This is a genomic window from Janthinobacterium sp. SUN100 (assembly GCF_030397705.1).
Lineage (GTDB): Bacteria > Pseudomonadota > Gammaproteobacteria > Burkholderiales > Burkholderiaceae_D > Janthinobacterium > Janthinobacterium kumbetense.
Map to the genome: position 1 here is coordinate 1 of NZ_JAPUBU010000009.1, position 22,011 is coordinate 22,011.

Sequence of the window (22,011 nt, forward strand, 5' to 3'; positions counted from 1 at the left end):
AGGACCGTGAAACAACTTTGCGCCGATGATAGTGCTGCAACCAGTGTGAAAGTAGGTTATCGTCAGGCTTGTTATTCGAAAAAACCCCTTCCGGTGATCCGGTTGGGGTTTTTTTACGTCTGGTGGTTTTGTTTTGTCAGCAGACAGGCGTGAAAAAAGGCACCGCCAAGCGCTGCTTTTTTCATTTAATTAAGTTGGCAGACCCTATCCCAATCAAGGTCAAAGCGGGCCAGGTATTTTTTGAGCCGGTCTGCATCGTTGGGTTTGGCTTTCGCCGCGCGCGATACGGCATACAGGGTACGGCCGGCATCGGACATATTGTTCGATTGCCGGCAAATCTTGATCACTGCCTGCAACTGCAGCGCATCAAACAGGTCGAGCTGCGCGGCTACCTCGCTTCCCATGATATCGGCCAGGTCGATTTCCGTGCCCCAGGCAGGCTTGTCATGATGCTGCCACATCCGCTTCAAGCGCCGGATTTCCTCATCGACAACACCATCCGTGATACGGCCCGCTTCCGACAGGGTGGCCAGGCGCGTGACAGCGGCGGATAAATCGCGGAAATTGCCCTTCCATGCCGAGGTGGGCAGGGTGGCGAAACGCATGAAACGCTCGTGTGCCTCCTTGTTGAAGCGCACGCGTTCGCCCGTTTCCGCGCTGTATTGTGTCAGCAGGTATTCCAGGTTCGGTTCGATGTCTTCCGGCCGCTGCGCCAGCCCCGGCAATTCGTATGTCCACAGGTTGATGCGCGCATACAGGTCTTCGCGGAAGCGGCCGGCCATCACTTCTTTGCCCAGGTCGCGGTTGGTGCCCGCGATCAGCTGGAAGTCGCTCTGTACCTCCGTATCGGCGCCGACGGGAAAGAAGCGCTTTTCTTCAATGGCTTTCAGCAGCATGGCCTGCTCGTCGAGCCCCAGTTCGCCGATTTCATCGAGAAACAGCAGTCCCTTGTGCGCGCTGCGCAGCAAGCCTGGCCGATCCGAGCCTGCGCCTGTGAAGGAGCCCTTGATATGGCCGAATAAGGTGGAGGCTGCGCCATCGCCATGCAGGGTGGCGCAATTGAGGTCGATGAATTTTCCGTCGATCTGGTGGCGCGATTTTTTCAGTTCATACACGCGGCGCGCGAGGAAGGATTTGCCGGCACCGGTAGGTCCCATCAGCAGCATGGGAGCTTTCGATTTGATGGCGACGCGCTCGATTTCATCGATCATGCCATTGAATTTCGCATTGCGCGTGGCGATGCCGGACTTCAGGAAGGCCACGCCTTCGGCCTGCTCGCGCGTAAAACGCTGGGCAATCTGGTCGTAGCGCGACAGATCGAGGTCGATCAATGCGTAGCTGCCGGGATTGCCGCTGGCCTGGCGCTTCGGCGGCGATGTTTGCACGAGACGGCCGGGAAAATAGCGCGCTTCCGTCATCAGGAACATACATATCTGCACCACGTGGCTGCCGGTGGTGATATGGATCCAATAGTCTTCCTTGTCCGGATCGAAGGGGTAGTTATTGGCAAAGTCGTAGAGCGCGCCATACACATTCTCGAAGTCCCAGGCATCGCTGATGGGCAGTTCATGGGAGATCAGCCTGGTTTCAGGCGAGACGCTGGCGATGTCCTGCGACACCTGGCGTACCAGGTTGTCGAACTGGCTGCCCGCGTACAGCAACTCGAAGCGGTCGATGATCTTGTCCTCGTGCTGGGTCAGGGCGATGCTGGGACGCCACTTTTCCCAGCGTGCAGCTCCCCTGCCATTGTCGAGCTGCGTGCCGAGAAAGCCGATGACGACGGTGCGTTTTGCTTGCATATATGGGATAAAAATTTATCTGAAAAGATAATTGTATTCCAAATTTCAGTGACAGGGATATTTTCAATGAACAGCTTGTATTTAAATATTATTTAATAAAATCAATGAGTTATCGTAATTTTTGAAGAAATATTGAAAGCTGGCACAGCGCTTGCAATAGAGGAGATACCAACGAGATAAACGTAGAGAGCAGAGAGGAACGAAAAATGGCCAACGCCCAGTTATTCCAGAGCGCGCAACAGACAGCAACCATGCCAGCGGCGCTGGCACGCAATGCCGAAGGCGCACCCGCCTACGCGCTGACGCCCCGGCATCAACTGGCGCAGTACGCGGCCACCGGTTGCCTGAATACGACGTTTTATGCCAGCGCCGAAGCGCAACTGGCGAAAGTGCGCGAGCTGTGTCAGGCGGTCGAGCCGGCCTTCATTGCGCAGACGGCCGTGTACTGCCGCGAACGGGGCTACATGAAAGACATGCCGGCCTTGCTGGTGGCCGTGCTGGCGGGGCAGGGCGCCGCGGAATGCGCGCCGGCCTTTCAGCGTGTGATTAACAACGGCAAGATGCTGCGCAACTTCGTGCAAATCATGCGTTCGGGCGCCATCGGCCGCAAGTCGCTGGGATCGCGTCCGAAAAAGCTGGTGCAGGCATGGCTGAACGGCGCGTCGGAACAAGCCTTGCTGGCCGCTGCCGTGGGCAATGCGCCATCGCTGGCCGACGTGGTCAAGATGGTGCATCCGAAACCGCAGGAAGCGTGGCGTGCGGCCTTCTTCTCCTGGCTGATCGGCAAGCCGTACGATGCCGCGGCCTTGCCGTCGGTGCTGGCCGCGTTCGAAGCTTACAAGCTTGATCCAGCGCAAACGATACCGGACGTGCCCTTCCAGATGCTGACGGCGCTGCCCTTGAGCGCACAGGATTGGGCGCAGATCGCCCGCCAGGGCAGCTGGCAGATGGTGCGCATGAATCTGAATACCTTTGGCCGCCACGGCGTGTATGCGATAGCTGGCATGCCGGAGCTGATCGCCGCCAAGTTGCGCGATCCCGAGGCGATTGGCCGGGCACGGGTGTTTCCGTACCAGCTGATGTCGGCTTGCATGGCGGCCGGCGAGCACGTGCCGGCCATCGTGCGCGATGCGCTGGAACAGGCACTCGAAATATCGCTGCTGAACGTGCCGCAGATCGCTGGCAAGGTGGTGGTGTGCCCCGACGTTTCCGGTTCGATGTCCTCGCCCGTCAGCGGTTTTCGCGGCAGCGCCACGTCCAGCGTGCGCTGCATCGATGTGGCGGCGCTGGTGGCGGCGGCCATGTTGCGCAAGAATCCGGATGCCATGGTGCTGCCGTTCGAGCACAGCGTGGTGCAGTGCGGACTCGGCGCGGATGATAGCGTGATGAGCAACGCGGCCAAGCTGGCAGCCATCGGTGGCGGCGGTACCAATTGCAGCGCGCCGCTGCTGCGCATGAACAGCAAGAAGGAGCTGGCCGACCTGGTGATTTATGTGTCCGATAACGAATCGTGGATCGACGCCAAACGCAGCGGCGCCACGGCGACGATGGGACAGTGGAATGTCTTCAAGCAGCGCAATCCGCAAGCAAAGCTGGTGTGCATCGATATTGCGCCGCATGCCACCACGCAGGCGATGGAGCGCGAGGATATTCTGAATATCGGCGGTTTTTCCGACGACGTCTTCAAGATCATCGCCGCCTTTGCCGCCGGCCAGCTGGATCCCGCCCATTGGGTGGGAGAAATCGCCGCCATCGATATCGCAGCACCAGGTTGTTGAAGCAAAGCGCATGAATGCGGACAGGACTACATAAGAGACGTCCTGTCCACGCTTGTCATGCGCCGTAGTACCCCGAATGCCGACAGGATTACATCGATCAGCCGCGTCAGACCGGCCTGGCAGGCGCAGTGCGTCTGCCAGAAATCCTGTCCCCCTTGTCGGGTTGTCGTACTGATGAATGCCGGTGGAACTACATCCTGGGCCGATGCGTCGGCAACTGTTTCACCAACCCTGGTCATCACCCCCTATACAATAGAAGAAGAGAATAGCGATGAAAAACGAAGAATACGAAGTCCTGCATACCGAAGGCAGCCGTCCAGTGAAAATGTGGACGCGTGGCGTGCCTGTCGAAGAAGCGGCTAAAAAACAATTGCGCAACACGGCGACCCTGCCGTTCATTTACAAGCATATCGCCGTCATGCCCGACGTCCACCTGGGCAAGGGGTCGACCATCGGCAGCGTGATTCCTACCCTGGGCGCCGTGATTCCGGCGGCCGTGGGCGTGGATATCGGTTGCGGCATGATGGCGGCGAAAACCACGCTGACGGCGAACGATCTGCCCGATAACCTGGGACCGCTGCGCAGCGCCATCGAACGCGCCATTCCGCACGGGATGTCGCCGAAGACGCGCGGCCACCGCGGCCGCGACGAGGGTTCCTGGCATACGCCGCCCTCGGTGGTCGATGCGGCGTGGCTGCAATTGAAGGATGAATTCGATGCGATCTGCCTGAAAACGCCAAAGCTGAAAAATACGAACAATTACCGCCACCTGGGAACCTTGGGTAGCGGCAACCACTTCGTCGAAGTGTGCCTCGACGAGCAGGGTTCCGTATGGTTCATGCTGCATTCCGGTTCGCGCGGCGTGGGCAATGCCATCGGCACCCATTTCATCGAACTGGCCAAGCAGGATATGCGCACCCACTTTATCAACCTGCCCGACCAGGATTTGGCTTACCTGGCCGAGGGAACGCAGCATTACGACGATTACGTGGAAGCGGTGGGCTGGGCCCAGCGTTTCGCCCGCAACAACCGCGAAGTGATGATGCAGAACCTGATCGCCGCCGTGCGCACGGTCATCCATAAACCGTTCCAGACGCACGTGGAGGCCGTCAACTGCCACCATAACTATGTGCAGAAGGAGCACCACTTCGGCAAAGATGTATTGATCACGCGCAAAGGCGCCGTGTCGGCCCGCGCGGGCGAACTGGGGATCATTCCCGGCTCCATGGGCGCGAAGAGCTTTATCGTGCGCGGCAAGGGCAATGCGGAGAGTTTCCATAGCTGCAGCCACGGCGCGGGACGCACGATGAGCCGCACGGAAGCGAAGCGGCGCTTCAACCTGGATGACCAGATCCGCGCCACGCAAGGCGTGGAGTGCCGCAAGGATGAAAACGTGATCGATGAAATCCCGATGGCTTACAAGGATATCGATGCGGTGATGCTGGCGCAGCGCGAGCTGGTCGATGTCGTGCATATCTTGAAGCAGGTCGTCTGCGTCAAAGGATAAGAGAGATGATAGAAATAGATGGAGCGCAAGGCGAAGGCGGCGGACAGATTTTGCGTTCGGCGCTGAGCCTGTCGATGATCACGGGGCAACCGTTTCGCCTGATTAACATTCGCGCGGGGCGGGAAAAGCCCGGCTTGCTGCGCCAGCATCTGCTGGCCGTGCAGGCGGCAACCGCCATTTGCGGGGCGCGCACGACGCCGGTGGCGCTGCGCGCGTCGAGCCTGGAATTCGTTCCCGGCCCCCTGCGCGGCGGCGATTACCGCTTTGCCATCGGCAGCGCCGGCAGCTGCACCCTGGTGCTGCAAACCTTGCTGCCGGCCCTGCTGCATGCGGATGGGCCATCCACCGTGCGCGTCACTGGCGGCACGCACAATGCCATGGCACCGCCCGTGCATTTTTTGCAGCGCGCGTATGGCCGCATCCTGCAGCAGATGGGCGCCGAGGTGGAGATCGCGCTGCAACGCTACGGCTTTCATCCTGCGGGCGGCGGCGAGGTGACGGCCACCGTGCAACCGTGCCGGCGCTTGCAGCCGATTCAACTGCTGCAGCGCGGCGAACGGAAGGCGGGGTATGCGGAAAGCGTGGTGGCGGGCGTGCATGTGCAGGTGGCGCAGCGCGAGCTCGAGCGTGTCGCCAGCGGCATGGGCTGGAGCGGCAAGCAGCTGCGCCTCGTCGGCTTGCCGGCGGAGCAGGGGCCGGGCAACGTCCTGCTGCTGACCCTGGAGCATGAGCATGTCACGGAAGTGTTTACTTCGTTCGGCGAAAAGTCCTTGCTGGCCGAGTCCGTGGCCAAGCGCCTGTTGAACGAGGTGCGCGCCTATCTCAAGACGGACGCGGCCGTCGGCGAGCATCTGGCCGACCAGCTCTTGCTGCCCATGGCGCTGGCGGGCGGCGGTACCTTCAGCTGCAACAAGGTGTCGCAGCATGCGCTGACGAATGCGGAGGTGATTGCCCGATTTTTGCCCGTGCGTATCACTTTCGAGCAGCAGGCGCGCGGCAGCATCTGCATGGTGGCCGCCGCCTGAGGCGCGCGGTGACACAACTACGTGTTGCAGCTGTTCCAAATTGATACATGGCCGGCCGGATGTGGGGCATATGTGCATGGCATGGCATTTGCTCTTCTTTGGTATTGACTAAAAAAACCAAGGAGACCAGCATGACCTATTCCATTCGTACCCTGCTCGGCGTGGCGGCGGCCGGCGCCGTTGCCCTCACTTCCCTGCTGACCTTGCCGCATGCCTATGCGCACGGCAATGTCACGCCGCAAGGCGTCGATACCACGGGCTTGCCCAAGGTAGGCGACAAGTGGCTCGAGCAAAACCCGTATCGGGGCAACAAACTGGCCTTGACGGTGGGCACCTCGGCCTACAACCAGAATTGCGCCCGCTGCCACGGCATCGAAGCCATCTCGGGCGGCATCGCGCCGGACTTGCGCCAGTTGGACCGCGATTGTTTCGGTATCAAGAATGAGACAAAGAAACAGGCGTGCTACAAGGAAACGGACAATTACTACCTGACCACCATCCGCCACGGTAAAGTGCGCAATGGGGCCGTGTACATGCCGCCGTTCGAAGGCGTATTCAACCAGGAAGCCATGTGGGCCATCAAGACCTATCTGGAAACGCGCCGCGAGTCGAATTAAGTCGAACTGATCACAAAGGAGTCCCATGCGTTCATTTCAATTCCGGGGCGCGCGCGCGATGATCTCGCTCGCTTGCCTGGCGCTGTGCGCCGCCGCGCCGGCGCGCGCCGACTGGCAAAAGGTGCAGCAGTCGGGCAGCCTGAAAGTGGCTGTGTACAACGAATTCGCGCCGTTTTCCGACAAGGGTACGGGCATCGATATCGATATTGCCGAAGCGCTGGCGAAAAAGCTGGGGCTGAAACTGAGCTTGTTGCCATTTCCCGCCGGCGAAAACCTCAACGACGATTTGCGCAATATGGTGTGGAAGGGACATTACCTCGGTTATGGCCCCGCCGATGTGATGTTGCATGTGCCGGTCGACAAGAGGTTGATGGCGGACAACGACAAGGTCGAGATCTTCGCGCCATACTACGTGGAAACCGTGCGCCTGGCGCGCAGTGCGCAAGCCGTGCCGCAATTCGATGGCGTCGCCTCGCTGGCCGGCAAGCGCATCGGCGTGGAAAAGGTGTCGATCGCGGCCATGCTGATGCTGGGCGAAGACAATGGCAAGTACCGCGACGACGTGCGCATCTTCGACACGGCAGCCGAAGCCTTGCAGCAATTGCAGACGGGCAAGCTCGATGCCGTGCTGGCCAACCGTTCGGAAATCGAATCGGTGCTGAAAAGCGATCCCGCTTTCCCCATGAGCGAAGTGGCGTTCGCCCGCCTGCCGCGTGCGGGCTGGGCCGTGGGCCTGGCCGTCAGCCGCCAGCAGCTCGACGTGGGCAAGTTGCTGCAGGCAGCCATGAACGAAATGGCGGCCAGCGGCGAATTGAAAGCCATCTTCGAGAAATATGGTGTGAAGGAAGCACGGCCGTAGCAGGCCATGTTGAATGACAATAAAGCCCGCGCATCGGAAGAGGCGCGGGCTTTTTAATTAGAAAGAATACATGGCGCTGACACCCAGCAACCAATTACGTCCCGGCGCCGCTTCATAGTAGCGCTTGTTGCTATCGCCGACGATGACGGAACCCACGTAGGTCTTGTCGAACAGGTTGTTCAGGCGGGCAAACTCCTTGAAGCGCCAATTGCCCACGTTTTGCCTGGCGTTGAAGCGCGCATTGAATACCGTGTAGCCGGGCGCCGGTTTTTCGATGTTGCTGTCTTCCGCGTAGACCTGGTTGCTGGCCACGCTTTCCAGCGCTGCGCCAAAACGGTCGAACGTATCTTTCCAGGCCAGCTCCGCAAACAGGTTGGCGCTGGGTACGCCCGGCAAGCGGCTGCCTTCGCGCACGCCGCCAAATGCCTGGTCATACACGGCGTGCAGGCTGGTCAGCGCCACTTTTGTCGTGAAACCATATGGCAGGTTCGAATCCAACGACACTTCCATGCCCTGGCGCAAGGTTTTACCCGCATTGCGATAGCTGGTGCGCCCGCCGCTGGACTTGTCGACCACCAGTTCGTCATTGGTCTTGATCTGGAACAAGGCCGCATTCACGTGCGTGTTGTTGGCGATCCTGGCCTTGACACCCGCTTCCAGGTTGGTGCTGGTGGCCGGCTTCAAGTTGAAATTGAAGCCGCCGCCCGTGCCCGAGTAAAACAGTTCGTTCAAGGTTGGGGCCTCGAAACCGCGCGCGGCGCTGGCGTAGACGTTGACGTTCGGCGTCAGTTTATACAGCAGGCCCAGCACGGGCGTCGTGTGGCTGAACTCCAGGCTGCCGCTATCGTTGCCGTTGCTGAGGAAATGGTCGTCGACAGCCACTTTCATCTTGCTGTAGCGCACACCTGCGCTGAGCAGCCACGGGCCGCCTTGCCATTCCGCCTGGATATACGGATCGAGGCTGGAGACGACATCCTGCTCGTCGCGGCGCAGCTTGCCCTTCAATCCGTACACTTCGCCGATATAGTTCTCATAGCCGGTGCGGTCATCGCTGGAGCGGCCATAGTCGATGCCGATGGTGGTGCTCAGCTTGCCTCCGGCCAACTGGTTCACGTGCAGCCAGTTGGTGTCGATGCCATAGAACTGGCGCTGGAAGTCGACCACGCCGCCCGAATGCTTAAGTAGACCGTCCACTTTGGTATTTTGGAATGCTTTATTAAACGCCTGGTACTGGATCACGTCGCGGTTGCCGCCATACACCATCACGTGCAGGCGGTCATCGCCGAACGACTGTTCATAAGTGGCGCCGATCTGCTGGTGGTCGATGCTCTTGCGCGTGTTGTAGCGGTCGGCCAGGGTGCGTTTCGGGTTTTGCGTGTCCGTCGTGTCGATTTCGCCGGCGCGCGGGTTGGCGGCAAACGTGGGCCAGGTGGCGCCCAGGGGATCTTGCGTGTTGCCTTGGTGCAAGCTGTTGGCGACGATGGTCAGCTTGCTGTCCGCGGTGGGCTTGACGGTGATCTTGCCGAACGCTTGTTCGCGCGTGGCGGCGCTGTGGTCGCGGAAACCGTCCGTGCGGAAGCGCGAGCCGTCGAGCACGTAGCCGATGCCGCCCGCCTGGCCCTGCGCCGTCAAGTCTACCTTGCTGGTGCCGTAGCTGCCGCCCGTCACATTCAGCTCGACGGAAGGGGGATTTTGTCCATCCTTGGAAAACAGCTGGATCACGCCGCCCGAATGGTTGCCGTAGATGGCAGAAAACGGTCCGCGCAGCACTTCGATACGCTCGGCCGTATCGAGATTGAAAGTGGCGGCCTGGCCCTGGCCATCGGGCATGCTGGCGGGAATGCCATCGCTGATCAGCTTGACGCCGCGCACGCCGAAGGCCGAGCGGGCGCCGAAGCCGCGCGACGAGATTTGCAAGTCTTGTGCGTAGTTCTGGCGGTTTTGCACGACCAGGCCCGGCACGGCGGCCAGCGCTTCCGACGCGTTGACGCGGATTTGGCCATCCTGGATGCGGGCGCTGTCGACCACGTCGATCGAGGCCGGCACTTCCTGGCTGGGGTGGGCGATGCGGTTGCCGCTGACGACCACCGTATCCATGAATTGCCCGTTGGCCGGGGCAGCTGCCTCGGCGGCAAAGACATGGGGGGCGAGGGTGGCGCTGCCGGCGACAAACAGGCTGGCGATGGTGTTCAGGCGGAAACGATGCTGCATGCGGATTCTCCAATGTGAATAAAAGCCTGCTTGATCGCGTGCGCGGTACAGGTCTGCGTAGGTGTATCAAGCAATATGCCTGCCATGTCTCCATTGGTGGGCTGAAATTATACGCGTGTCAGTGGCACGGCGTTTGCATACGGTAATTGTCAGAGGCGCCGCTACCGCGCGCTTTTCCCTCGTTTTGCCATTGAAAAGGTGATTATGCCCAACTTCTTCTTGCGCTTGCGCCAGGTGTGCTGGCTGCTGTCGGCGCTCGCCAGTACCGCTGTCCAGGCCGCTCCTTTTGCCTATGTTCCCAATGAAAAGTCGGGCACCTTGAGCGTGATCGACACGGCGACCGACCAGGTGGTGCGCCAGATCGCCGCAGGCAAGCGTCCGCGCGGCATCGCCGCCGACCCCGCCGGGCGGCAATTGTTTGTCACGGATGCGGCCAGCAGCGCCTTGCTGCTGATCGACAACGCTGGCGGCGCACCCGTGCGCACGGTGGCGCTGGGCAAGTCGCCCGAAGGCGTCAGCGCCTCGCAAGACGGTAGTCACGTGGCCGTGGCCGTCGAGGAAAACAATAGTGTGGCCTTGCTCGATGGCCAGACAGGTACCTTGCTCGCCGATATCAAGGTGCAGGGACGCAATCCGGAACACGCCGTCTTCAGCCCGGACGGGCGCTGGCTGCTGGTCAGCGCGGAAGAGGCGGAGCAAGTCGATGTCATTGATGTGGCGCAACGCCGGCAGGTCGCTTCCATCGCCGTGGGATTGCGGCCGCGCGGCATCGGTTTCAGCCCGGACTCGGGCCGCGCCTACGTGGCGTGCGAACTGGTCAATGCCGTCTACGTGATCGACATGGCCGCGCGCAAGGCGATTGCCACCATTCCAGCGGGCAAGAATGCGAATGGCATCGCCGTCCATCCCGGCGGCAAGCAAGTGTATGTCTCGAACGGTATCGACGGTACGGTGATGGTGATCGACACGGCCAGCAATCAGGTCACGGCCACGATTGGCGTCGGCAAGCGCCCGTGGAACATGGCCATCACGGCCGACGGCGCCAAGCTGTACGTGGCCAATGGCCGCTCGAACAGCGTGTCCGTCATCGACACGGCCAGCGCGCGCAAGGTGGCCGATATTGCCGTGGGTGAATTGCCATGGGGCGTGGTGATTCGTTGATTCCTTCATGGCACAGGCGCAGGTGTTCCAGTCTGGTACACCTGTTCCATTGTGCAGCGGCGGCGTGGCGGCACAGCAGGGCTGGCCCGGATTGGAACAGGATGCTGCCACCTTGTTCAAAACGCAAACAGAGCCACGCCCCCACCCAAGTCCGGGGCATGCGCTGAAAAGCGGGCCGGGATTGACGCCACGCCCTTGCAACGGGGGTAAAACCGGCTAAGTTTGTAGTGGGATGGCGAGCTGGCACGGCATTTGCGGAAGACTCCGTGTACTCACCCCATCTGTACCAGGACGTTTGATTTTAATTAAGTATTTCCATTCTAATTAACCCGATAGAGGACGACATGAATCTCGCAGACATCAGCAAACTGGGCGTAGCCAATCCCTTCAAACAACGCTATGACAATTACATCGGCGGCAAATTCGTTGCACCAGTAAAAGGTGAATACTTTCCTAACATCACCCCGATCACGGGCTTGCCATTTTGCGAAATCGCCCGTTCCACGACGGAAGACGTCGAGCTGGCGCTGGACGCCGCGCACGCCGCCAAGGATGCCTGGGGCAAGACTTCGCCTGCCGAGCGCGCCAATATCCTGAACCGCATCGCCGACCGCATCGAACAGAACCTGAGCCTGATCGCCACGGCGGAAACCATCGACAACGGCAAGCCGATCCGCGAAACGATGAATGCCGACATTCCGCTGGCCATCGACCATTTCCGTTACTTCGCCGGCTGCATCCGCGCCCAGGAAGGTTCCGTCGCGCAAATCGATGCGGAAACCTATGCCTACCATTACCATGAGCCGCTGGGCGTCGTGGGCCAGATCATCCCGTGGAATTTCCCGATCCTGATGGCCGTGTGGAAACTGGCGCCAGCCCTGGCGGCAGGCAATTGCGTTGTCTTGAAACCGGCCGAGCAAACCCCGGCTTCCATCATGGTGTTGATCGAGCTGATCGGCGACCTGCTGCCGCCGGGCGTGCTGAACATCATCAACGGTTTCGGCCTGGAAGCGGGCAAGCCGCTGGCGTCGAGCAAGCGCATCGCCAAGATCGCCTTTACGGGCGAAACGGGCACGGGCCGTCTGATCATGGGCTATGCGGCGCAAAACCTGATTCCCGTCACGCTGGAACTGGGCGGCAAGTCGCCGAACATCTTCTTTGAAGACGTGATGGATGCGGATGATGATTATTTCGACAAGTGCCTGGAAGGTTTTGCGATGTTTGCGCTGAATCAAGGCGAAGTGTGCACCTGCCCGTCGCGCGTACTGATCCAGGAGTCGATCTACGAAAAATTCATCGAACGGGCCTTGAAGCGCGTGGCCGCCATCAAGCAGGGCAATCCGCTCGACTCCGCCACCATGATCGGCGCCCAGGCGTCGCAGGAGCAGCTGGAGAAAATCCTGTCCTACCTCGACATCGGCCGCCAGGAAGGCGCGGAAGTGCTGGCCGGCGGCGAGCGCAACACGCAGGCGGGCGACCTGGAAGGCGGCTATTACGTGCGTCCGACCGTGTTCAAGGGCAATAACAAGATGCGCATCTTCCAGGAAGAGATCTTCGGACCGGTCGTGTCCGTGACCACCTTCAAGGATGAGGCCGACGCGCTGGCGATTGCCAACGATACCTTGTACGGCCTGGGCGCCGGCCTGTGGACGCGCGACGGTTCCCGTGCCTTCCGCATGGGACGTGCCATCCAGGCGGGCCGCGTGTGGACCAATTGCTACCACCTGTATCCGGCCCATGCCGCGTTCGGCGGCTACAAGCAATCGGGTATCGGCCGCGAAAACCACAAGATGATGCTCGACCATTACCAGCAAACGAAGAACTTGCTGGTGAGCTATAGCCCGAAAGCGCTGGGCTTCTTCTAAACCGGCAACAGGCGCCGCGCTTGCTGTCCGGGCGCGGCGCGCAGAAAGGGATGCCATGAGTGCAGCAATTGCCCGGGTGGTCGCCACCGATGCGGCGCTGGAAATGATGGACAAGTTGCGCCAGCGTCACGGCCCGCTGATGTTTTTCCAGTCGGGCGGCTGCTGCGACGGCAGTGCGCCCATGTGCTACGCGCTGGGCGAGTTCGATGTCAGCGATACCGACATTTATCTCGGCAATTTGAATGGCACACCGTTCTACATGGGACTCGAGCAATTCGAGTACTGGGAGCATACCCAGTTGATTATCGATGTGGTCGATGGCAATGGCGGCATGTTTTCACTCGACAACGGCACGGGCAAGCGCTTTTTGACGCGCTCGCGCCTGTTCACCGATGAAGAGTGCGCGCTGTTGCATGCCCAGCCGCATGAGCACCGCAAGACTTGATACACACATACTAATAAAACAGAGGGAGATGATTGTGCAGAAAAAAATCATGGGGATACTCATCGGTTTGGGTTTGGCATCGCTGGCCCAGGCGGCCGACGTGGGCAATGTCACCAATGCCATGCTCGACAGCACGGCGAAGAATCCGGCCAGCGTCCTGTCGTTTGGCATGGGCACGCAAGGCCAGCGCTATTCGCCGTTGACGCAGATCAATGACAAGACCGTGGCCAAGCTGGTGCCGGCCTGGTCGTTTTCGTTCGGCGGCGAAAAACAGCGGGGCCAGGAATCGCAGCCGCTGATTCACAACGGCAAGATGTTCGTCACGGCATCGTATTCGCGCATCTTTGCCGTCGACTTGAAAACGGGCGCCAAGCTGTGGAAATATGAGCATCGCTTGCCGGACGGCATCATGCCGTGCTGCGACGTGGTCAACCGCGGCGCGGCCCTGTATGGCAACCTGGTGATTTTCGGTACCCTGGACGCCTACCTGGTGGCGCTGGACCAGAATACGGGCAAGATCGTCTGGAAAGAGAAAGTAGACGATTACGCGGCCGGCTACTCGATGACGGCTGCGCCGCTGATCGCCGAAGGCTTGCTGCTGACGGGCGTGTCGGGCGGGGAATTCGGCATCGTGGGTCGGGTCGAAGCGCGCAATCCGATGACGGGCGACCTCGTGTGGAGCCGTCCGACCGTGGAAGGCCATATGGGCCACCGCTACGACAAGGATGGCAAGGCCATCGACAACGGCGTGTCCGGCACGGCGAACAAGACGTGGCCGGGCGACCTGTGGAAAACGGGCGGCGCCTCGACCTGGATGGGCGGCACCTACGATCCGCAAACCAAGCTCGCCTACTTTGGCACGGGCAACCCGGCGCCGTGGAACAGCCACTTGCGTCCCGGCGACAACCTGTACTCGTCATCCACCGTGGCGCTGGACGTCAAAACGGGGCAGATCAAGTGGGCGTATCAGAACACGCCGAACGATGCCTGGGATTTCGATGGCGCCAACGAGTTCGTCACCTTCGACATGGATGGCAAGCGCTACGGCGGCAAGGCCGACCGCAACGGCTTCTTCTATGTGATCGACGCCAACACGGGCAAGCTGCAGAACGCCTTTCCATTCGTGAAGAAAATCACCTGGGCCAGCAGCATCGACCTGAAGACGGGCCGGCCGAATTTCATTGCCGCCGGCCGCCCTGGCGACCCCACCAAGGGAGAGGAAGGCAAGAAGGGCACGACCGTGTTTGCCGCGCCCGCTTTCCTCGGCGCCAAAAACCAGATGCCGATGGCGTACTCGCCGCAAACCAAGCTGTTCTACGTTCCCGCGAACGAATGGGGCATGGATATCTGGAACGAGCCGATCAGCTACAAGAAGGGCGGGGCCTTCCTCGGCGCGGGGTTCACCATCAAGCCATTGTTTGACGACTACATCGGCGCCATGCGCGCCGTCGATCCGAAGACGGGCAAGATCGTCTGGGAAATCAAGAACAACGCGCCGCTGTGGGGCGGCGTGATGAGTACCGCCGGCAACCTGGTGTTCTACGGCACGCCGGAAGGCTTCCTGAAAGCCGTCGACGCGAAGACGGGCAAGGAACTGTGGAAATTCCAGACGGGCTCCGGCGTCGTGGCGCCGCCCGTCACCTGGCAGGATGGCGACACGCAATATGTGGCCGTCGTTTCCGGCTGGGGTGGCGCCGTGCCGCTGTGGGGCGGCGAGGTGGCGAAGAAGGTCAACTTCCTGGAACAGGGCGGTTCCGTGTGGGTCTTCAAGCTGGCATCGAAGTAACGGGGTGAAGCATCCGGGCCACTCGGATGGGTGTCTCCCTGTCCGCCGGGTGTTTTCTTTTTGCTGACGGCCCAGGCCGTCAGTTTTTTGTTTACCTGGACGCCCGATATGCCTGCTTGCGGTCAAAAAATGAACACCGGCAGTGGCGATTGATCCGCTGCTGCACAAGTCAAATACGTATTTTCTCTTTCTCCCTATGGGCCGCGCTGGGCACGCTTATTGCCAAAGCTTGAGGTACATCAATCACTGGTGTGCACACTAAAAACAGAGAAGAAAGAGGAGAAGCAATGAATACATTGATCAAGCTGGGGAGCCTCGGTGTCATGACGATCGCAGCGATGGGACAGGCACACGCCGTCGATATCAAGGCTGGCGACTGGACCGTGTCGGTGGGCGGCATCGTCAACGCCTATTACACGCAAGTGTCGTGTTCGGGCGATGCCGTGGGCGGGCTGGCGCTGGGCGGCCAGGCGCTCGGTTGCGGCGGCGAGAAGGACCGCACGACCATCGGCAACGGCTTGCTGCCGAATGGTTTGATCACCTCGGCAAGTTCGCGGCTGGGCGAGTACGACGTGAAAGCTTTGATCGGCATCTACAACTCGACGGCCACGGATAGCGCCATCAGCCAGAACAGCGTGGTCGATGTGCGCCAGGCCTTCTTCACGTTTGGCAATGAACACATGGGCACTTTCAAGCTGGGCCGCGACTACGGCATCTTCGGCGCGAATGCGATTTTGTCCGACATGACCTTGCTGGGCTCGGGCGCACCCGTGCAGGCGACGCAGCGGGGCCGGGTGACCCTGGGCCATATCGGCGCCGGCTACACCTATCTGGGCAACTATGGCCAGATCATGTACAGCTCGCCGAAGTCGGGCGGCTTTGGCGCCGATGTGGCGCTGGTCAGCCCCGTCTCCGATACGCCGATCGTTGCAGGCTCGACCTATTCTTCGAAGTCGAGTCCGCAAGTGCAGGCGCAGCTGACGTATGCGCAGGAAGGCTTGAAAGCCTGGCTGGGCGTGAAGTCGCAAAAATTCACGTCGAAAACGCCGGGCGTCGATGACTTGACCATGCGCGGCGTGGAAGTGGGCGGCTCGTACCAGATGGGGCCGGCTGGCGTGCTGGTCAATTTCCAGGGCGGCAAGGGGCTGGGCATCCTGTCCGATGCGGATCAGGGCGATACCAAGTCGAAGAACTGGCTGCTGCAAGGCACGTACAAGACGACGGACAAACTGAAACTGGGCTTGTCCTACGGCATCAGCAAGAACGACGACAACACGGCCGGCACGGGCGGCTTGAAGTCGAACGCCAACCTGACCCTGGGCGCGTATTACTCGCTCAACAGCGCGATCACCCTGGTGGGCGAGCTGGGCCAGACGCGCTCGAAAGGCTTTACGGGCGGCGAAGCGAAGATGAATGGCGTGTCCCTGGGCGGCATTATTTTCTTCTAATAAATGAACGCGGCGCCTTGCGACAAGGCGCCGCACGGAGCGTGGTGCATGCGGATAATGCGGTTGTTCATCGGATGCTGGCTATTCCTGTTTATCCTGGGACAGGCGTGGGCGGGCGTGCTCGCCAAGGCCGAGCTGGCGCGGCGTTTTCCTGCTCCCATCGTCGTGGGCGACAAGGAGACCGACTTGCCCGTCTGGCCATTGTTCCGGCAAAACGCCACGGCCACGGAGCTGGTCGGCTACGTATTTGAATCCGTGGACCTGGCGCCGATCCCCGGCTTTTCCGGCGTTCCCGTCAACTTATTGATCGCTATCAATCCCCAAGGGAGTTTTCTGGACGTGGCCGTGTTGTCGCAGCACGAACCCGTGTTTCTCGATGGCCTGGGCGAGGCGCCTTTATTCCAGTTCGTCAAACAGTATCAGGGACTGTCGCTGAAGCAGAATATCGCTATCGATGCCAGGAAGAAACGCGCCACGGACGCCACGCACGCCGATATCGATGGCGTGTCGAAGGCCACGGCTTCCGTGCGCATCATCAACCAGAGCGTGCTGGCGTCGGCCTTGAAAGTGTCGCGCAAAAAACTTGGCTTCGCGCAAGGCCGTGACCCGGATCAGATCGCGCGCATCCGCATGGACGTGTTCGAAAAGCTTGATGTCGCGCAAATGTTAAAGCAGGGCTTGATCCAGCATCTGCGCTTGAGCAACAAGGAGATTGAAAGCCTGTTTGCCGGCAGTCCCGGTGCGGGCCTCGATGGGGAAGCCACGCGCGCGCCGGATGAAGTGTTTATCGACCTGTACCTGGCGTATGTGTCCGTGCCCAGCGTGGGGCGCAATCTGTTGACGGAACGCAGCTGGAACAAATTGCGCAACCGGCTGGACGAAGGCGACCACGCCATTCTCGTCATGTCGCGCGGTCGCTACAGCGTGCTGGGCGACGATTTCGTGCGCGGCACCGTGCCGGACCGGCTATTGCTGAAGCAGGATGGCTTGCCCATCGACATGCGCGACCTGGACCTGGAATTGCAATTGGCGGATACGACGCTGTTGCCGACGGAAAATGTCGCCGTCTTGCGCGTCATCAGCCAGGCGGGGCTCGATGCGGCCAGTCCGCTGGCTTTTACCATGCCGATCACGCGCAGCAAGGGCATCGTGTATCCGGAACGCATTGCCCGCAATGTGGATGTCAATTACCGCCTGCCGGCCGATTTTTACACGGCGCCGCAAGGCGACGATGCCACGTGGCGCGGCACGTGGAAAGGGCGCAAGACGGAGTTGCTGCTGTTGCTCGCCGGGCTGGCGCTGCTGGCCGGCGCATTGGCATGGCAGAAACGCCTCGTGCGCGATGGCCGCCAATTTGTCTGGTTCCGTCGCCTGTTCCTGTTGTTTACCATCGGCTTCATCGGCTATTACGCGCAGGGGCAGTTGTCGATCGTCAACATCACGGGCGTCATCCAGGCCCTGCTGGCCGGGCGCAGCCTGGGCTTTTTCCTGTTCGATCCGATGACGGTGATCCTGTGGGCGTTTGTGCTGCTCAGCCTGCTGATCTGGGGGCGCGGCACGTTTTGCGGCTGGCTGTGTCCGTTTGGCGCCCTGCAGGAATTCACGGGCAAGCTGGGCCAGTGGCTGCGCTTGCCCCAATGGAAAATCAAGCCGCGCTTGGATGGGCGCTTGAAATGGATCAAGTATGGCTTGCTGGCGGCCATTCTGGGCAGCAGCGTATTTTCCAGCCAGATCACGGACAAGCTGGTGGAACTGGAACCGTTCAAGACGGCGATTACCCTGAATTTCGTGCGGGCCTGGCCGTTTGTCGCGTATTCCGCGGGCTTGCTGTTGCTCAGTAGTGTTTCCTACAAATTCTTTTGCCGCTACCTGTGTCCGTTTGGCGCGGCGCTGGCGCTGCTGGGACGTTTTCGCCTGTTCAACTGGATACCCCGTCGCAAGGAGTGCGGCACGCCTTGCCAGACTTGCCGTCACCGTTGCGAGTACCACGCCATCGCGCCTGGCGGGAAAGTCGATTATGGCGAGTGTTTCCAGTGTATGGATTGCGTGGTGATTTACGCCAGCGATGAAAAATGCGCGCCGTTGATGCTGGAAATCAAGCGTGCCCGCACCATTCCCATCGTCCGGGCCACGGCAGAGGAGAGCAGCAATGCAGCGTAGAACGTTTATTTCCGCCGCCATCGGCAGCGTGGCCGGTATGGCGGGCTTGTCTTTACCTGGCAGCATGGCGCGGGGCACGGCCACGGCGTCCGGCGTGCGCCCTTATCGCGGTGCCGCGCTGGCGTTTGGCACGACCATCGCCGTCACCGTGTTGCATCACGATCAGCGCCAGGCCGAACTGGCCATCGAGGACGCCTTGCATGCAGCGAGGAATATCGACCGCCTGATGAGCATTTACAGTCCCGTCAGCCAAGTCTTCCAGCTGAACCGTGACGGCCGCCTGGCCCGGCCGGATGCGCATCTGCTGACGGTGCTGGCGCAGGCGCAAGCCTTGTCGCAATGGAGCGATGGGGCGTTTGATATCACGGTGCAACCTTTGTGGCAGCTGTTTCGCGCGGCGGCAGACCGGGCAAGCTTGCCGGCGGACGCCTTGCGCCGCGCGGCGCAGGCGCGGGTAGGCTGGCGGCAACTGGCGTGGGATAGTCGGGAAGTGCGTTTTCTTCAGCCGGGCATGGCGCTGACCTTGAATGGCCTGGCGCAAGGCTACGCGGCAGACATGGCGCTGGCAGCCGTGCAGGCGCGCGGCATACGGCACGCGCTGCTCGATACGGGGGAATTCGTTGCGCGTGGGCAGCGCTCCGTGCGACGCCCGTGGACCTTGGGCATCCAGGATCCGCGCGACGCGGAAATCCTGGCGGCCACCTTGAAAGTGGAGGGGCGCAGCGTGGCCACGTCGGGCGACTACGAATGCACGTTCACGCCCGATTTCGTGCATCACCACATCTTCGACCCATCGAAGGGCGATTCGCCGCGTGAACTGGCCAGCGTGACGGTGCTGGCGCCCACGGGTTTGCTGGCCGATGGCTTGTCGACCACCTTCATGGTCACGGGAGCCGCACGCGCGCATGCGATGGCAGCGCACATGGAGGGCGTCGACCTGATGACCATCGACAAGCAGGGCCGGCGCGCGATGTCGCCCGGTTTTTCCCGTTTACTCTAGGCTATTTCAGGTGCGGCACCTTGCGATAGATCGTGTTGCGCGACACGCCCAGCGCACGCGCCGTGGCCGAGACGTTGCCGCCGTGGGCATCGAGCGACTTGAGGATCACGCTTTGCTCCATCTCTTCCAGGTTGGCGCCGGCCGCGATCATGCGGTCCGTGCTGGCGCTGGCGGCAGTCGCTTGCGTCATCTCAATATCGTCGAGGAAATCATCAGGCATGTGGCGTAAACAGATTTCATGCTCGTCGCCCGCCATGACGATGGCCGTGCGCAAGAGATTGGTCAGCTGGCGGAAATTGCCCGGCCATTTATGCTGGTGGAACATGCGCAAGATGTCCGGCGCCACCGTGTAGCGTGTGTCGGGCGCTTCCGTTGCGAGGATTTTTTTCACGACCGTGTCCAGGTCCGTGCGTTCGCGCAGCGGCGGCAGTTTTACCACCAGGCCATTCAGGCGGTAATACAAGTCTTCGCGAAACAGTCCCTTGGCCATGCGTTCGCGCAAGTTGTGATTCGTGGCGCAAATGAGTTCCACGTTGACGGTGATCGATTTGCTGCTGCCCAGGGGCGTGACCATGCGTTCCTGCAACACGCGCAACAGCCGCGCCTGCAAGCCAAACGGCATGTCGCCGATTTCATCGAGGAAGAGGGTGCCGCCATTCGCTTGCAGTATCTTGCCGATCGCGCCTTTCTTGCGCGCCCCCGTAAAGGCGCCGTCTTCATAGCCGAACAGTTCGGATTCGATCAGGGTTTCCGGGATCGATGCGCAATTGACGGCAATAAACGGTCCCATGGCCCGTGGCGAGTCGTTGTGGATGGCTTGCGCCAGCAATTCCTTGCCGGTGCCCGTTTCGCCCATGACGAGGATGGGGATGTCGCGCCCCAGCACCTTGTTGACCTTTTCGATCACCAGTTCCAGTTGCGGATCGCCCGTGCGCAGGTAGCGCAAGCCGGACAGGCGCCGCGCCGCGTTGGCCGCATGGCTGGCGGACGCGGGAACCTGTGCCGGCACGGCGTTGATATCGCTATGGTCGGTGCTGGCAGTAAAGCCGTGCTGGAAGACGCTATTGGACAGGCGCAACTGCGCGCGCCCATATACGCGCACGCCGCTGTGCATGCACAGGTTCAGCAAACCGGGGGCGGCAGTGCGGTAATGGTCGTACAGGGCAGACACGGGCAAGCCGAACAGGGAGCTGAAGGTATGTGATTGCAGTGCGGCAAATGACAGGCCCAGCTGGAACAAGCCGTTTTTATTGGCGGATAAAAACCGTCCGCCCGGCGTGAACGAGGCGATGCCTTCCATCAAGGTGCCGATGAATTCGGGGCGCGCATGGAAGTGCACGGTGATGGCATCTTCGAAGGTGGCGGAAAACAGCTGATTTTCGATCATCAGCGCCGACATGCGCACGAGGGCCATCGTATGCTTGTGGAAACTGCGCTGGTCGCTCGAGACGTCCAGCACGCCGATGACATTGCCCCGGTGATCGGTAATTGGTGCCGCGGAGCACGTCAAGAAATGATTGGCGGCCAGGTAATGCTGGTCCGCATGGACCAAAGTCGGTACTTTTTCCGTGATGGCCGTGCCGATGGCATTCGTGCCCCGGCTTTGTTCCGACCACGCCACGCCTGGCTGCAGGGCGACCCGGTTGGCTTTCTCCAGGAAATCATCGTCGCCCAGCGAATGCACGATCACGCCGTTGGCATCCGTGAGAATCACCATATTGTGCGTGTTGACGATTTGCTGGTACAGGGTTTCCATGGCCGGCAGCGCGTGCGTGTGCAGCATGCGGTTTTGCTCGATCAGCAAGGACAGGTCGGACTTGCCCGCCGGCGTGAAGTCGGGCGTGGCCGTGGGCGACAGGCCAAAGGCGACGGAACGCTGGTGGGAAGTTTCAATGATGACGGGGACGTTGTCCTGTCCTGCCGGCAAAATGTTCGCGTCCGCGATGGACGAAAACGGTGCGCTACGGTAAGTAGCTGACGGTTGATACATGATCTCGTTGCCTCCGTTGGGCCCTGTACTGCGGCGCTCTTTTGAATATCGAGAGTGTTCCATAATGTAGCACCTGTCACAGATGGGAGCAAAGCAAAGCGAACCGGGCTATCCCCAGTGTTGCTGCCGGGCCCAGAGTTGCTCCCCTTGGTGGTCGGTGCATGTGTTCATATAAGCAATTGCGGTGCCAGGCCTATTGCCTTTGATCTGGCGCAAAAAATAGCGCTTGCGGGGTGCGCAGGGCACGGCTATAATTCGCCCCCTCGCTGAACGACGCATGCAAATGCCGAGTGAGACGAGAAAAAGAAGGAGTTGACGGACGTAGCAAATTGCTTCATACTCTTCCTTCTTCGCAGCTGA

General features: G+C 60.7%; 16 protein-coding genes. 12 read left to right on the top strand and 4 right to left on the bottom strand.

Annotated features, from left to right (window positions below):
• Window positions 1–185 precede the first annotated feature (185 nt).
• A complete protein-coding gene (gene rtcR / locus O0881_RS29045) occupies window positions 186–1,799 on the bottom strand; it encodes an RNA repair transcriptional activator RtcR (protein ID WP_289914087.1) in 1,614 nt (537 codons plus the stop codon).
• A gap of 206 nt (window positions 1,800–2,005) precedes the next feature.
• On the opposite strand from rtcR, the gene O0881_RS29050 reads away from it, so the two are divergent.
• The 5 genes from O0881_RS29050 to O0881_RS29070 all read left to right on the top strand — a co-directional run bounded on the left by O0881_RS29050 (window position 2,006) and on the right by O0881_RS29070 (window position 7,585).
• Entirely contained in the window at window positions 2,006–3,577 is a 1,572-nt protein-coding gene (locus tag O0881_RS29050) for an RNA-binding protein (protein WP_289914088.1), read from the top strand.
• A 271-nt stretch (window positions 3,578–3,848) separates the two neighbouring features.
• Window positions 3,849–5,084, top strand: a complete 1,236-nt coding sequence (locus O0881_RS29055) for an RtcB family protein (protein WP_289914089.1) — start codon at window positions 3,849–3,851, stop codon at window positions 5,082–5,084.
• A gap of 5 nt (window positions 5,085–5,089) precedes the next feature.
• Window positions 5,090–6,109 carry an RNA 3'-terminal phosphate cyclase gene (gene rtcA, locus O0881_RS29060; RefSeq protein WP_289914090.1) on the top strand — a complete coding sequence of 340 codons (1,020 nt, stop codon included), beginning with the start codon at window positions 5,090–5,092 and terminating at the stop codon, window positions 6,107–6,109.
• Between the two features lie 131 nt (window positions 6,110–6,240).
• Complete coding sequence (gene pedF / locus O0881_RS29065) at window positions 6,241–6,726, top strand: cytochrome c-550 PedF (protein WP_035824926.1); 486 nt, start codon at window positions 6,241–6,243, stop codon at window positions 6,724–6,726.
• 25 nt (window positions 6,727–6,751) lie between these two features.
• Window positions 6,752–7,585, top strand: a complete 834-nt coding sequence (locus O0881_RS29070; RefSeq protein ID WP_289914091.1) for a transporter substrate-binding domain-containing protein — start codon at window positions 6,752–6,754, stop codon at window positions 7,583–7,585.
• A 57-nt stretch (window positions 7,586–7,642) separates the two neighbouring features.
• Here O0881_RS29070 and O0881_RS29075 read toward each other — a convergent pair whose 3' ends face one another.
• Complete coding sequence (locus O0881_RS29075; RefSeq protein ID WP_289914092.1) at window positions 7,643–9,796, bottom strand: TonB-dependent receptor; 2,154 nt, start codon at window positions 9,794–9,796, stop codon at window positions 7,643–7,645.
• Window positions 9,797–10,000: 204 nt separating this feature from the next.
• Between O0881_RS29075 and O0881_RS29080 the strand changes: the two genes are divergently transcribed.
• From O0881_RS29080 to O0881_RS29110, 7 genes are all read left to right on the top strand, one after another.
• Window positions 10,001–10,957 (top strand): beta-propeller fold lactonase family protein, encoded by a 957-nt coding sequence (locus O0881_RS29080; protein WP_289914093.1) that lies wholly within the window; start codon window positions 10,001–10,003, stop codon window positions 10,955–10,957.
• 344 nt (window positions 10,958–11,301) lie between these two features.
• Complete coding sequence (gene adh / locus O0881_RS29085) at window positions 11,302–12,822, top strand: aldehyde dehydrogenase (protein WP_070280828.1); 1,521 nt, start codon at window positions 11,302–11,304, stop codon at window positions 12,820–12,822.
• Between the two features lie 55 nt (window positions 12,823–12,877).
• A complete protein-coding gene (locus tag O0881_RS29090) occupies window positions 12,878–13,267 on the top strand; it encodes a DUF779 domain-containing protein (protein WP_034756816.1) in 390 nt (129 codons plus the stop codon).
• A 49-nt stretch (window positions 13,268–13,316) separates the two neighbouring features.
• On the top strand, window positions 13,317–15,053 hold the full coding sequence (locus O0881_RS29095) for a PQQ-dependent methanol/ethanol family dehydrogenase (protein WP_251351978.1): 1,737 nt from the start codon (window positions 13,317–13,319) through the stop codon (window positions 15,051–15,053).
• A 287-nt stretch (window positions 15,054–15,340) separates the two neighbouring features.
• Window positions 15,341–16,501 (top strand): porin, encoded by a 1,161-nt coding sequence (locus tag O0881_RS29100; RefSeq protein ID WP_289914094.1) that lies wholly within the window; start codon window positions 15,341–15,343, stop codon window positions 16,499–16,501.
• A gap of 57 nt (window positions 16,502–16,558) precedes the next feature.
• Complete coding sequence (locus O0881_RS29105; protein WP_289914095.1) at window positions 16,559–18,661, top strand: 4Fe-4S binding protein; 2,103 nt, start codon at window positions 16,559–16,561, stop codon at window positions 18,659–18,661.
• Window positions 18,651–19,661 (top strand): FAD:protein FMN transferase, encoded by a 1,011-nt coding sequence (locus tag O0881_RS29110; protein WP_289914096.1) that lies wholly within the window; start codon window positions 18,651–18,653, stop codon window positions 19,659–19,661. Before O0881_RS29105 ends, O0881_RS29110 begins: the two co-directional genes overlap by 11 nt.
• A 1-nt stretch (window position 19,662) precedes the next feature.
• Here the strand turns inward: O0881_RS29110 and O0881_RS29115 are convergent, their stop codons facing one another.
• Together O0881_RS29115 and O0881_RS29120 are read right to left on the bottom strand one after the other, a co-directional pair.
• Window positions 19,663–21,651: a sigma-54-dependent Fis family transcriptional regulator gene (locus tag O0881_RS29115; RefSeq protein WP_233516386.1), complete on the bottom strand. Its 1,989-nt coding sequence runs from the start codon at window positions 21,649–21,651 to the stop codon at window positions 19,663–19,665.
• A gap of 108 nt (window positions 21,652–21,759) precedes the next feature.
• A partial coding sequence (locus O0881_RS29120) for a hypothetical protein (RefSeq protein WP_289914097.1) occupies window positions 21,760–22,011 on the bottom strand: 252 nt, incomplete at its 5' end.